Below are 13439 nucleotides of genomic sequence, written 5' to 3'. Positions count from 1 at the left end.
GAACTGGCGGAGCCGGCCGGATTCGAACCGGCGTCCTTCGCCTTGATAGGGCGACGCGACGACCTCTGCGCTACGGCCCGCCGCCGCGCAGTCTAATGATCGACCGGGCCGGACCCCCAGCCAGTTTCCGGGCGGTGGGTCCGCGCCGGATTCGTACCGGCATGCCGGCCGGGTGGCTGAGCCGCGGCTCCGGGTCACCGGCGACTGTGGACGATGGCCGAGCGCGGATGTGGAAGCATTCCGGCCATGAGGTGGGGACGCAGGTCACGGGACGAGGACGCCAACCACGCGCGACGATCGCAGGCCGCCCTGCTGGAGGAGCAGTCGCTGGAACTGTTCCGGCAGGGCCGGGTCGCCGAGGCCGTGCCCCTGCAGGAACAGGCCGTCGAGCTGGTCGACGCGGTCATCGCCTCGCAGGGCGAGATCACCGTCGACGACCTGGTCATGCTCGGCGCGCTGAACTACGGACTGGGGTCGAGCCTGCAGGCGGTGAGCCGGCCGGACGACGCGCTGGCCGCGCTCGACGCCGCCGAGGAGGCCTACGGCGCGGCGCTCGACAGCGGCCGGGCGGACGCGGCGCAGTGGATCACGGATGTCCGGGTGCGCCGGGCCCGGGCGTTCCACGGGCAGGGCCGGGTGGCCGACGCGATCCTGGCGATGGACCGGGTGGTCCGGGCGGTGGTGGCCGAGGGGCCGGCCGGCGACGCGTTCGAGCACGAGCTGGGCCTCTGCCGGCTGCTCTACACCAACGCGCTGCTGATGGCGGACTACGGCGACCCCGATCTGATCCTGGGCTCGGCGGACCAGGTGGTGCGGCTGATGCTCGCCCGACAACTGAAGATCAACACGCTCGAGGGCGACAACGACTACTACGTCGACGTGCTGCGCTGCGCCGCCACGATTGCGATGCGCGAGCACGCCCGGCAGGGGCGCACCGAGATCGCCGAGGCGGCCGGCGGCGTGGCGGTCGGCACCTGGGCCGAGATCGACGCGTCGGAGATCCCGTCGCTGATCGGCGAGACGATGGCCCTGCCGCCGATGTACCGCGTCTCCATCGTCCGAGCCGCGGCGTACTACGGCAAGCTCACCGGGGAGCTCGGCAAGGCGGACCTGGCGCGGCGCTACCGCGACGTCGCGCGCGAGGTGGACGCCGGCCTCGCCGCGCACGCCGAACAGGAGTGGGCCGCCCCCGCCACCGTGCGGATGACCCTGGGCGTGGCCCTGCACCAGGCCCGCTCGATGCTCCGCGACGGCGAGGTGCCGGACGAGGTGCTGGCGCTCGGCGGCGCGGACAACGCCCGGAGCCTGGTCACGGTCGGCCAGCGCGGCCCGGAGTCCGACTGGGCCGAGTCGGCCTGGCGGCTGACCCGGATCGTCCCGGCGGTGCTGAACAACCCGCACGTGGCGGCCCGGATCGGGCTGGAGGCCCACCTGCTGTACGCCGCGTCGCTGGCCGCCACGGAGGACCGGAGCGCCTGGCACGGGTCCCACGCGTACCGGTGGCGGATTGTGCTCGAATGCCTGGTCAACCTGTTCGAGCCGGCCGGTGACGAGGTCATGGTGGCGGATCTGCGGCGGTGGCTGGCGGTCACCGGCGAGGTCGTCAACGAGTACCACGACCCCTACCACGGCCGGTCGCCGCTGGGCTGGGCGAAGGCCCGGGAGGAGTGACCGCCGGCTGACGTCGGGGCGGTGGGGCCGAGCCGGAATCGAACCGGCGTCCCCACGGATGCGAACCGTGTGCGTCGACCTCTGCGCTACCGGCCCCACCGCGACCGGAAGCCTAACAACCGCACCCGGCGGGGGTGGCGGAGCCGACCGGAATCGAACCGGCGTCCTTCGCATTTGCAGTGCGACGCGACGACCTCTGCGCTACGGCTCGCCGCCGCGCAGTCTATCGATCCGGTCGCCCGCGCCGTGCCGCGCGCGGGGTCAGCCGTTGGACCAGGTCCGGGTGGACAGGACCAGACGGTAGCCGTCCGGGTCGGCGATCGTGACGCCCCAGCGGTCCCAGTAGTCGCCCTGCCCGACCCGCCGGCCGCCGGACTCCTCGAGGCGGGCGATCAGCTCCTCGTCGATCGGGCCGCCGACGTAGATGACCAGCAGGTCCTCGTCGGTCGGGGTCGGCTCGGCGGTCAGGTTGGCGCCGCCGACCAGCTCCAGGTGCCAGGCCGCGCCGGGCAGGCCGAGCATGACCAGGTCGTGCTCGCCGGGGGCGGTGGCCGAGCCGCGGTAGAGGACGTGCAGGCCCAGGCCGCCGGCGTAGAAGCGCTCGGCGGCGGCCAGGTCGCGGCTCGGGCGGGCGATGCGGATCGGTGCCGTGGGATCGATCATGTTGACAGCGTAGGGTCGGCCGGGTGCTGGAGGTGGCGCGGGCAGACGCCGGGTCGGTGGTGGAGCTGACCCGGGGGCTGGTGGCGATTCCCAGCCGGGGCGGCGTGGATCCGTACCCGGCAATCGTCTTTTTTCTCACGGACTGGCTCGCGCGTCGCGGCCTGGTCTCCACCACCCTGCTCGACGGCGGCGGCAACGCCGTCGCCGTCGTCTGTGACGTCGTCGGGAGCCAGCCGGGTCCGCGGTACGTGCTGGACGCCTGCCTCGACACCGCGCCGTTCGGCGACGAGGGCCGGTGGACGCACCCGCCGGCCAGCGCGATCGTCGAGGACGGCTGGCTGCACGGGCGCGGCAGCGCGGACTCGAAGGCGGGCGTCGCGATCTTCTGTCACGTCGCGGCCCGGCTCGCGGCGCGGCGGGACCGCCTGCACGGCACCCTCACGCTGCTGTTCGACCTGGACGAGCACACCGGCGGATTCGGCGGGGCGAAGGCGTACTTCGCGGGCCGGGCGGCGCCGGCCGGCGTGCTGATCGGCTATCCCGGCCCGGACCACCTGGTGATCGGCGGGCGCGGCGTCCATCGTCTCAGGATCCAGGTGTACGGCGTGGCCTCGCACTCCGGCGGCCGGAGCAGCACCCCGAACGCGATCGTGAAGGCGGCCGAGGTGATCCGGTCGCTGGCGGCCCTGGACGCCGCCGGCGGGAAGATCACGGTCACCGCGGTCGACGGCGGCTCGGGCTTCTCCGTCACCCCGGACCGGTGCATGGTCAGCGTCGACGTGCGGACGATCGGCGACTTCGACGCGGTCGCCGCGGCAACCCTGATCCGGGGCGCGGTCGCGGCCGTCGACCCGCGCTGGCCGGGGACGCCCGCGACGACGATCGAGCACGTGCTGACCTGGCCGGCCTACGAGCTGGCCGCGGACTCGCCGCTGCGTCGCGCGATGCTGGCCGCCGCCGGGACCTTCGGCCTGGCCGTGACGCCGAAGGTGGCCGGGCCGTCCAACATCGGCAACTATCTCGCCGGACTGGGGATCCCGGCCACCGCCGGGTTCGGGGTGACCTACGAGGGCCTGCACGGCACCGACGAGCGGATCCTGATCTCGTCGATCCCGCCGGTCCAGGCGACCTATCACGCGGCGGTGCTCAGTCTCCTGAGCCCGGCGGGCTGAGCGCCGCGCGGGCGGCCCGGGCGGCCTTGCCGGTGCCGGTGAAGCCGGCGAGCCACTCCCGCAGATCGTTCCCGGACACCGGGAGCGCGAGTTCGGCCAGCAGCTCGACCAGCTCGAACAGGCCGGCCCGGGTCCGGTCGAGGGCCGGCAGCAGCGCGGCCAGGATCGCCGCGACGACAGTGCCGTGACCGGCCTCCGCGACCGCCCGCAGCGACGACGCCCAGCGCCGCAGCGGCGTCACCGGCGCGAGCCAGGCCATCGCCGCACCCAGGTCGGCCGGGGAAAGACGATCAGGAACCAGATCCGGTACGGCGTCGGCGGCGGTCACCCGATCGATCGGTCGCTCGGACCCCAGGACCGCGGCGACCAGCACCCGTGCGGTCGGCGGAAGCCCGGCGCGGGCGGCGAGCAGCGGTCGCAGGACGCCCTCGCCGGTGACCCGGCCGGTCTCCCCGGACGGCCACTGGAGCAGGGCGAGCGCGGCCGGGACGTCGAGATTGCCCGGCCAGGTCGCGGCGAGCCACGGCCACCACGCGGTCGCCACGAACTCGTCCGGCCGCTCGTGGATGGTGCCGAGCGCGACCGTGGGCAGCAGCGGATCGGCGTTGACGGGCCGGATCGGTCGTGCGGCCAGGAACCCGATCCCACCGTCGGCGAGCAGCCGGGGCGTCAGCGCGGGCGCCCGGCCGGCCCCGGCGTCGTCGCACCCGTGGGCGATCAGGTCGGTGAGGTCGCCGTAGGGCGCGCGGGCGCGGGCCGCGGCGATCCACAGGCGGTCGTCGACCCCGGCCGGTGCCGGGCCGCCGAGCGCGTGCCGTAACGCCGCGCCGAACGGCCCCGGAACCTCGGCCGCCGGCTCGGGCCCGCCGGCGGCCGGATCCGGGCCGAGCCGCAGCAGGGCGGCGATCGCGTCGGCCGGGCGGTCCGCGGCGACCACCCGGCCGGCCAGCACCGCCGGGTCGATCCAGCCGCCGGCGTGGGTCGGCTCGGCCAGCGGCGCGAACCGGACGCCGGACCGCAGCGCCGTGGCGATCTCGGCGGCCCGGGCCACCAGCAGGCCCGTCTTGGCCGGTGGCCGGTGGCCCTCGACGGCCGGGCGCCCGGCGGCCGCGCACACGACCGTGCCGAGCACGAGCAGGACGTCCGTCTCGAACGGGGCGGTCCCGATGCGGCGCCGCAGCCGCCGCGCGACCGTGCGCAGCCGCTCCGGATCCGGATCCGGACCCAGCCGGGCGGCCGCGCACAGGGCGCGCTCCATCAGGTCGGCGTCGGACGGGTCCTCGACCAGGATCGCGAACGCCTCGGCCAGCTCCGCGTGGCCGGCGATCGGGGTCACCGCGGCCAACGGGGGGAGCCCGGCCGGCGCGGGGGCGGCCGGCGGCCGGACCGGGACCGGTGCGGGGCGGCCGAGGAGACGGGCGGCGGCCGCCCGTACGTCGGGATGGGGGTGTTCAATGGCGGTCTCGGCGAGCGCCGGCCCACCCAGCTTCAGCGCCTTGAGCGCGACCGCCTTGCCCGGCGACAGCACCGCGTCGACCAGGCTCGGCGGGTCGGTCACGCGCAGCGCCCGGAACGCGTCCAGGCCGACCGTGACGACCGGGCCGATCGGGGAGCGCAGCAGCAGGTCGTAGGCGGGCTGCCGGGACGCGGTCCGGTCCGGTCCCGGCGCCAGGTCGCGGTGCAGCCGGACGAACCAGCCGGCCCGGAACGCCGACGTCGCGTGGCCGAGCGCGGCGAGGGTGGCGTCGAGCACCCGCCCGTGGCCGGCGTACCCGGCGGCGATCAGGTCGAGGACCGCGTCCCGCCAGGTGAGGCCCGGACGGACCAGGCCGCGGTCGGTGCCCGCCAGGCTCGGGCCCAGCTCCCGGTCCACCTCGAAGATCCGCCAGAAGACCCGGTCGAGCAGGTCCGGCTCGGCCAGCAGCCGCTCGGCGGTGCGCGGGGAGCTCGCGGTGTTCGGGGTGAACACGCCGCCCGGCCACCTGCCGCTCTCCAGGTAGGAGCCGATGACCGCGCACACGTAGTCGTCGTCCGCCGGGAGGGTGACCGCGCCGCGCCGTTCCAGCTCCCGGACCCCGGCGAAGGACCACCCGAGACCGTCGGCCCAGCCCAGCTCCCGGATCGCGGTCTCGGCGATCGCCTGGACGTGCGGGCGGCCCCGGGCGATGGCGATCCGCATCTCCTCGTCGGTGCGGGGCAGGACCTCGACCGGTGCGGCGGTGCGCGGCAGCGTGGCGATCCGGCTCAGGCACAGCCGGTGGTGGTCCTGGGCGCTGAGGTTCCGGGGGACGGCGAACACCGCGTCGACGTCCCGGCCGAGAGCCGCCCGCTCCGCCGCGGTGAGACCACAGAGGAGCGGGACGACGGCCTCGTCCGGGGCGGCGAGTAGCTCAGCGAGGCGGGACACCCACGGAGCTTAGTGACGGGGTGGTGGCGAGCAACAGCGCGGAGATCGCCGTGAACGCGGCGGCTCCCAGGTAGACGGCTCCCGGGATCCCGTGCGCGAGGGACCAGGTCAGAGCCACCCCGGCCAGGAGCGGCACGACGGTCTCCGGGACCGCGGACAGACTGGTCAGGGCGCCCTGCACACTGCCCTGCTCGGCCGCGCCGATGCCGCGGGACAGCCAGGCGCTCGCGGCCGCGCCGCCCGCCGACGACAGCACGGCGACCCCCTGCACGGCGTAGAGCATCCACGGCTCGGTGACGAACGCCGTACCCAGGAACGCGACGACGCCCAGCCCGGCGCCGAGCAGGGCGGTCGGCCGCTCCCCGAGCCGGTCGACGACCGGCCCCACGGCCCGGGCCTGGAACAGCGCCCCGGCCAGCGCCCCCGCCGCGATCATCACGCCGACCCGCGTGGTGTCCCAGCCGAACCGGTAGGTGAGGAAGAACGCCCAGGTCGACTGATGGATCATCCGGGCCAGGTCGGCGTGCAGCCGGGCGTGCGCGAGCCGGCCCAGGACCGGCCGTCCCAGGACCGCGGCGATCGCGGTGAACGGGTTGGCCCGCCGCAGGCTCAGCGCGGTCCTACCGTCCCCGGGGCGGGACTCCGGCAGGACCAGCCAGCCGTAGCCGACGTTCGCGACCGACAGGCCGGCCGCCACCAGGAACGGCAGGCGCACGTCGACACCACCGAGCAGGCCGCCGAGCACCGGGCCGGCCACAAAACCCAGACCGAAGGCGGAACCGACCAGGCCGTACGCCCGGGCCCGCGCCCCGGCCGGGCAGACATCCGCGATGTACGCGTTCACCACGGTGTTCGTCCCCGCGCACGCGCCGGCCAGCGCGTGCACGATCAGCAGCGGCCACGGCGCGGACACCAGGGCGTGGGCCACCCAGTCGGCGCCGAGGCAACCGAGCGAGGCGAGCAGGACCGGCCGCCGCCCGTACCGGTCGGAGAGCCGCCCGAGCAGCGGCGCGGCGGCGAGCTGCAGCAGCCCGAACACCGACCCGAGCAGCCCGGACCAGAGCGCGGGGTGCGGGGTGACCGCGCCGAGCAGCGCGGGCAGGATCGGCACGACCAGGCCGAGCCCGAGCATGTCGAGGAAGACGGTGAGCAGCAGAAAGGAGAGGGCGGGTGCCCGGCGCATCGATGACTCCTGAGTCGGGAGAAGGGCAGAGGCCCCCTCCCGGCTCCGACCGCAAGCACGGAGGATCAGATTATCGGCACGGTCAAATCATTTTTTGGTACGCGTTAGAGTCGCGCCCGTGCTCACCAACGACGCCGAGGTCTACGTGACCAACGCCGCCGCCATGCTGTCCGCGCTGGCCCCGGAGTCCCACGACCACGGCGACCACCTGCGGGCCGAGCTGCCCGCGGCGACCCGGATCCTGCTGAGGCGCCCGATCCCGATCGCGCCGCTGCTGGCCACGACGTCCCGCCCGGTGACGATCGAGGACGTCTTCGGCACGGACGAGACGGCGCCCCCGGCGACCGTGCTGCGCATGCCCGTGATGAACCGCCCGGCCGGCCCGCCCGCGTCCGCCCCGGGCCCGAACGTGGTGCCGGTGACCGGCGAGGACGACCTGGCCGTCGCGGAGCGCGTGATGATCGACGGGTTCCCGTTCCCGCGCTACCAGCCGGTCGTCCGCGGCCGGGCGCTGCCGCCGCGGGTTCTCGGCCTGCCCGGCTGGAAGGTCTGGCTCGCCTACTCCGAGGGCGAGCCCGCCGCGGCGGCGTACACCTACGACGACGGCGCCGCGGTCGGCCTGTACTGGCTGGCCACCCTCGCGGAGTTCCGGTCGCGGGGGCTGGGCCGGGCCCTCATGAACGGTGTCTTCGCCGCCCACCCGGACCAGGTCTGCACCCTGACCGCGACGGAGGCGGGCCGGCCGCTCTACGAGTCGCTGGGCTTCCGGACGGTCGCGACGGCCACCTGGCACACGCGGCACTAGATCTTGTCGGCCGGATCGGTCAGGATCATTGCTCGTGCGCAGACTCCTGGTGCTTCTGGCCCTGCTGGTGACGGTTGTGCTGGTGCCGGCCAGTCCGGTCGCCGCGGCCGTGCCGGTGCTCGCCCACGTCGGCAACGCCCGGCAGCTGATCGTGGTCACCGGCCACGGCTGGAAGTCGACCACCGCGACCCTGCGTGCCTACCAGCGCGGCGCCGACGGCAAGTGGCGGCAGACGTTCGCGGCGATGCCGGCGCGCACCGGTTACGGCGGCTGGGCGTGGGCCGCCCGCCGGGTCCAGGACACCGGGCTGACCCCGGCCGGGACGTTCACGATCACCCAGGCGTTCGGGGTGCGGGCCGACCCCGGGACCCGGCTGCCGTACCGCAAGGTCGACGGCAACGACTACTGGGTGGGCGACAAGCGTGATCCGCGGACGTACAACCTCTTCGAGCCCTCGGCCTCGAAGCACCGCACCTGGCGGGTCGCCGAGGCCGAGCGCCTGGCGGCCTATCCCACGCAGTACGCCTACGCCGCGGTGATCGACTTCAACCGGCCGGCCGGCGTGCGCTGGGACGCCGCGCACGGCGAGTACGTGACCGGCACCCCGTCCCACGTCGGCCGCGGCTCCGCGGTCTTCCTGCACGCCAGCGGCAAGGGCTCGACCGCCGGCTGCGTCTCGGTCAGCCGCGCGAACGTCGTCACCCTGCTGAAGTGGCTCGACCCGGCCCAGCATCCCCGGATCGTGCTGGCCCCGACCGCCGCCGACCTCGGCAAGGCCTGACGCCTCACACCGCGACCGCCGGCCGGGCGGCCGGCAGGAACACCCGGACGGCCAGGGCACCGAGGACGCACAGGGCCGCGTTCACGGCGACCGCGACGTGCAACGCGGTCCCGATCCCCAGCGCCGGCACGGTCCCGGCGACGACCGCGGACATCGCCGGGATGCCGAGCGTGATGCCGATCTGCTGACTCATCGTGGCGAGCCCGGCGGCCAGGCCCTGCTCGCCGTCGGGCAGCCCGGCGGTCGCGGTCACCATGAACCCGACGATCGCGACGAGATTCGCCACCCCGCCGGCGAACGTGGCCGTGAGCAGGACCGGCAGGGGCACCGGGAACACCAGGACCAGGGTCGCCGCGGCCTGCGCCGTCAACCCCAGGACCACCGCCTTCGGCGGGCTTTGGAGGTACGCGATCACCCGCGGTCCCAGGATCCCGCCGAGGACCGTGCCCACGCCCAGCACCGCGAACGACAACCCGGTTTCCAGCGCGGTGAACCCGCGCACCTGCTGCAGGTCCAGCGTGAGCAGGAAGACCAGCGAGGTCTCGGTCGCGAACGCCAGCATCCCGGCCAGGTTCCCCCAGGCCACGGTCCGCCGCCGCAGCATCGGCAGCAGCGCCAGGGGTTCCGCGGCCCGCCGTTCCACCAGCCCGAACGCGACCAGCAGCAGCCCACCCAGCAGGGTCGACCAGAGTGTCCCGAAGGCCAGGACCACCAGTCCCGCGGTCACCAGCACCGCCCCCGGCACGTCGAGCCGTGGCCGTTCCGCCGGCCGGCTCTCGGCCAGCACGACCGGTGCCACCGCGAGGACCAGGACCGCGACGATCACGTTGACGAAGAACGCCCAGCGCCAGCTCGCCAGGTCGGTGAGCACCCCGCCGAGGATCGCCCCGGTGGTGAACCCGGCCGCCATCAGCGCCCCGTTCAGTCCCAGCGCCCGCTCCCGGCGCGGCCCCTCCGGGAACGAGACGGTCATCAGCGCCAGCGCGGCCGGGGTGACCGCCGCGGTCGCCAGCCCCTGCGCCACCCGTGCCCCGAGCAGCACCGCCGGGCTGTCGGCCAGCCCGCCGGCCAGCGAGGACGCCCCGAGCAGCGCGATCCCGTAGAGGAACAGGCGCCGCCGCCCGGCCAGGTCCGCGACCCGCCCGAACAGCAGCGTGAACCCGGCCGCGCAGACCGCGAACGAGGTGGCGATCCACTGCAACCCGGTCAGCGAGAAGCCGACGTCGGCGCCGATCACCGGAAGCGCCACGTTGAGGATGGAGAAATCGACGGCCAGCGTGAATGCGGCCGTCAGCAGTACGACGAGAACCATGCCCCGAACCCTCGATCCCGGGGCGGGACGCAGCCAGCCCACCGCGTTGACTGGTACCGGCAGGGACAGGCAGGCGGGGTGGCCGCCGGGCAGGATGGACGGCATGCGGAGCGAACTGGCGGACTTCCTGCGGACCCGGCGGGCCCGGCTGCGGCCCGAGGCGGCCGGGATCACCTCGTACGGCGTCCGCCGGGTCCCCGGGCTGCGGCGTGAGGAGCTGGCCCGGCTGGCCGGGGTCAGCCTGATCTACTACACCCGCCTGGAGCAGGGCCAGAGCACCAACGCCTCGGAGTCGGTGATCGAGGCCCTCGCCCGGGCGCTGGCCCTGACCGACGACGAGCGCACCCACCTGCACGACCTGGCCCGGCCCCGGCCGGGGAAGCCACCCCGCCCGGCCCGTCCCGAGTTCGCCCGGCCCGGGGTCCGGCAGCTGATCGCCGCGATGCGGGACGTCCCGGCGCTGGTCCTGGACCGGCGCACCGGCGTGCTGGCCTGGAACGAGCTCGGCCACCTGCTCTTCGCCGGCCACCACGACCCGGAGGCGCCGGGCCGCCCGGCGGATCGCCCGAACCTGACCCGGCTGCTGTTCCTCGACCCGCACACCCGGGAGCTGTACCGGGACTGGGCCGAGGAGGCCGGCCGCGCGGTCGCCTCGCTGCGGGTGGTGGCCGGGCGGCATCCGGACGATCCGGCGCTGACCGGCCTGGTCGGCGAGCTGGTGGTGAAGAGCCCGGAGTTCGCCGCCTGCTGGTCGCAGCATCCGGTCAAGGTCTGCGGCGCCGGCGCCAAGCGGCTGCACCATCCGCTGGTCGGCGACCTCACCCTGCGGTTCGAGGCGCTGCACCTGCCCGAGGACGACGGGCACCGGCTGCTCACCTACTCGGCCGCGCCCGGGTCGCCGGACGAGGCGGCGCTGCGGTTGCTCCGGGTCGATGCCCGGTCAATGCGAGTCGATGGATTCCGGGGATCGGGCGACCAGCTCTCGGCTACGGTCAGAACGCCCTGAACCAGGGGGATTCCGACGGGGGAGCGGCCATGCGCAGGGGAATCGTAGTGACCGTGACCGCCCTGGTCCTGGCCCTGGCGGGAGCCGCCCCGGCCTGGGCCGCGGCGCCGGCGATCACCTCGTTCACGCCCGCCACCGCGGCCGTCGGCGACGCGATCACGCTGCAGGTCACCAACCCCGACCCGGACACCAACACGGTCCTGATCAACGGGGTGGCCGCGACCGTCACCGCGAAGACCACGTCCAGCCTGACCGTGGTCGTCCCGGCCGGCGCCGGCGGCGGCAAGATCACCGTGAGCACGCCCGGCGGCACCGCCACCAGCGCCGCGGACCTGTTCGTCGTCCCGTCGAACACCGCGACCGCCGACGTCAGCGGCACCGGCCGGATCACCGTCGGCACGAGGACCACGCTGAGCGTGCCGGCCGGGAAGGCGGTGCTGCGGCTGTTCGACGGCACCGTCACCGACCGGTTCTCGGTCACCGCCGAGGCCGCCTCGCCCAGTCTGTGCGCGTTCGACCTGCGCCTCTACGACACCGGCCTGTCCGGTTCGGGGACCGCGTCGTGCTGGGGGAGCACCGGCTGGATCGAGACCGTGGCGGCGACCGGCGTGGCCGGGGCGCGCACGCTGGTCCTGAAGAACACCTCGGCCACGGCCGGCACCCTGGACGTCACGGTCAACTCGGTGACCGACACGAACCTCGGCGCGCTGGTGCTGGACAACTCGTCGAAGACGGTCACGCTGAGCACGCCGGGCCAGAACGGCTACCTGACCTTCGCCGGCCTCGCCGGGCAGCGCGTCTCGGTGCAGGCGAGCAACGGCAGCGCCGGTTACGGCTGCTGCGAGATCAGCTGGGGGATCTACGGCTCGGACGGCAACCTGGTCGGCGTGAAGAAGTACGGCAACAACCTGCTCGACCCGACCACGCTGCCCCGCGACGGCACCTACCAGCTGCGGCTGGACCCGACCGACTTCCGGACCGGCGCGATCACGCTGAACGCCTGGCTGGTCGCCGCCGACGCGAACCTGGGCACGCTGATCCTGGACGGCACGGCGAAGACCGTGGCGATCACCACGCCCGGGCAGAACGGCTACCTGACCTTCGCCGGCACCGCCGGGCAGCGGGTCGCGCTGCAGGTCACCGACCCGAACACGTTCGGCTGCTGCTACCTCACCTGGGGCCTGTACGCGGCCGACGGCTCCCAGATCGGCGCGAGCAAGGTCGGCAACGACTACCTGGACGCGGTCACCCTGCCGTCGACCGGGACGTATCAGGTGCGGCTGGATCCGGCGGACACCCGGACCGGCTCGATCACCGTCGTCGGGTACAGCGCGTCGGCGGACGTGAACCTCGGCGTCCTGGCCCTGGACGGCACGAACCAGAGCGTGTCGATCAGCCTCCCCGGCCAGAACGGCTACCTGACCTTCGCCGGCACCGCCGGGCAGCGGGTCGCGATCCAGACCACGAACGCGTCGGCGGCGTTCGGCTGCTGCTACGTGCTCTGGGGCCTGTACGCGCCGGACGGCACCCGGGTCGGCTCGAGCAAGGTCGGCAACGACTACCTGGACGCGGTCACCCTGCCCTCGACCGGCACGTACCAGGTGCGGCTCGACCCGGCGGAGAACCGGACCGGCTCGATCACGTTCGCCGCGTACAGCGCCGCCACCGACCTCAACGCCGGCGCGGTCGTGCTGGACGGCACCGTCAAGAACGTGACGCTCGGCAACGCCGGGCAGAACGGCTACGTCACCTTCGCCGGCACCGCCGGGCAGCGGGTCGCGATCCAGACCACCAACGCGTCGGCCGGGTTCGGCTGCTGCTACCTGTACTGGGGGCTGTGGGCGCCGGACGGCTCGCAGCAGGGCTGGACCCGGGTCGGCAACGACTACCTGGACACGGCCACGCTGCCGGCGACCGGGACGTACCAGATCCGGTTCGACCCGCAGGACATCCGCACCGGCACGATCACGGTGGCCGCCTGGACCGTGCCGGCCGACACGGCTCTGGGCACGCTGGCCACCGACGGCACGACCAAGACGGTGACGCTGAACAACGTCGGGCAGAACGGCTACCTGACCTTCACCGGCACCGCCGGGCAGACCATCACGATCACCGCCAGCAACGCGTCGGCCGGTCTGGGCTGCTGCTACGTCTACTGGTCGATGAAGCGTCCGGACGGCATCGTGATCGGCACCGGCGTCAGCAACGGCTCGACCGCGGTCAAACTCGCCACCACCGGCACGTTCCAGCTCTTCGTCGACCCGATCGAATACCACACCGGCTCGATCACCTTCGCCGCCGCGATCTCCTGAGCCACCCGGCGATCACCGCGTGAGCGACGGGAACTGCCGCCGGCCCAGGAAAGAGCGAATAACCAGGTCAAAGGCAGAAAAGCCAATTTGACGTACGCCGGCAGCAGCCGAACCCGGGCCACCACCA

At 74.3% G+C, this 13439-nt stretch carries 10 protein-coding genes and 1 tRNA gene; 6 read left to right on the top strand and 5 right to left on the bottom strand.

Annotated features, from left to right (window positions below; all coding sequences use genetic code 11):
* Positions 1-246: 246 nt before the first annotated feature.
* Positions 247-1671: a hypothetical protein gene (locus L3i22_RS28470; RefSeq protein ID WP_221320604.1), complete on the top strand. Its 1425-nt coding sequence runs from the start codon at positions 247-249 to the stop codon at positions 1669-1671.
* A 23-nt stretch (positions 1672-1694) separates the two neighbouring features.
* Here L3i22_RS28470 and L3i22_RS28465 read toward each other — a convergent pair.
* Both L3i22_RS28465 and L3i22_RS28460 read right to left on the bottom strand, forming a co-directional pair.
* Positions 1695-1767 (bottom strand) — tRNA-Ala (locus L3i22_RS28465).
* Between the two features lie 165 nt (positions 1768-1932).
* Positions 1933-2334 (bottom strand): VOC family protein, encoded by a 402-nt coding sequence (locus tag L3i22_RS28460; RefSeq protein ID WP_221320603.1) that lies wholly within the window; start codon positions 2332-2334, stop codon positions 1933-1935.
* Positions 2335-2357: 23 nt separating this feature from the next.
* Between L3i22_RS28460 and L3i22_RS28455 the strand changes: the two genes are divergently transcribed.
* Entirely contained in the window at positions 2358-3506 is a 1149-nt protein-coding gene (locus L3i22_RS28455) for a M20 family metallopeptidase (RefSeq protein WP_221320602.1), read from the top strand.
* Here L3i22_RS28455 and L3i22_RS28450 read toward each other — a convergent pair.
* Positions 3481-5913 (bottom strand): DUF6493 family protein, encoded by a 2433-nt coding sequence (locus L3i22_RS28450; protein WP_221320601.1) that lies wholly within the window; start codon positions 5911-5913, stop codon positions 3481-3483. The two genes, L3i22_RS28455 and L3i22_RS28450, sit on opposite strands and share 26 nt — an antisense overlap.
* Positions 5897-7096 carry an MFS transporter gene (locus L3i22_RS28445; protein ID WP_221320600.1) on the bottom strand — a complete coding sequence of 400 codons (1200 nt, stop codon included), beginning with the start codon at positions 7094-7096 and terminating at the stop codon, positions 5897-5899. The genes L3i22_RS28450 and L3i22_RS28445 overlap by 17 nt, the downstream gene beginning before the upstream one ends.
* A 118-nt stretch (positions 7097-7214) precedes the next feature.
* On the opposite strand from L3i22_RS28445, the gene L3i22_RS28440 reads away from it, so the two are divergent.
* Positions 7215-7901 carry a GNAT family N-acetyltransferase gene (locus L3i22_RS28440; RefSeq protein ID WP_221320599.1) on the top strand — a complete coding sequence of 229 codons (687 nt, stop codon included), beginning with the start codon at positions 7215-7217 and terminating at the stop codon, positions 7899-7901.
* 34 nt (positions 7902-7935) lie between these two features.
* Positions 7936-8682, top strand: a complete 747-nt coding sequence (locus L3i22_RS28435; RefSeq protein WP_255657195.1) for a L,D-transpeptidase — start codon at positions 7936-7938, stop codon at positions 8680-8682.
* A 4-nt stretch (positions 8683-8686) separates the two neighbouring features.
* Here the strand turns inward: L3i22_RS28435 and L3i22_RS28430 are convergent, their stop codons facing one another.
* Positions 8687-9994 (bottom strand): MFS transporter, encoded by a 1308-nt coding sequence (locus L3i22_RS28430; protein WP_221320598.1) that lies wholly within the window; start codon positions 9992-9994, stop codon positions 8687-8689.
* A gap of 103 nt (positions 9995-10097) precedes the next feature.
* Here L3i22_RS28430 and L3i22_RS28425 point away from each other — a divergent pair, with 103 nt between their 5' ends.
* Together L3i22_RS28425 and L3i22_RS28420 are read left to right on the top strand one after the other, a co-directional pair.
* Positions 10098-11000: a helix-turn-helix transcriptional regulator gene (locus L3i22_RS28425; RefSeq protein WP_221320597.1), complete on the top strand. Its 903-nt coding sequence runs from the start codon at positions 10098-10100 to the stop codon at positions 10998-11000.
* A gap of 29 nt (positions 11001-11029) precedes the next feature.
* Positions 11030-13312, top strand: a complete 2283-nt coding sequence (locus tag L3i22_RS28420) for an IPT/TIG domain-containing protein (protein ID WP_221320596.1) — start codon at positions 11030-11032, stop codon at positions 13310-13312.
* Positions 13313-13439 lie beyond the last annotated feature (127 nt).

Origin of the sequence: Actinoplanes sp. L3-i22 (genome assembly GCF_019704555.1) — a bacterium.
Taxonomy (GTDB): domain Bacteria; phylum Actinomycetota; class Actinomycetes; order Mycobacteriales; family Micromonosporaceae; genus Actinoplanes.
This window is presented reverse-complemented; position numbering and strand designations above follow the sequence as displayed.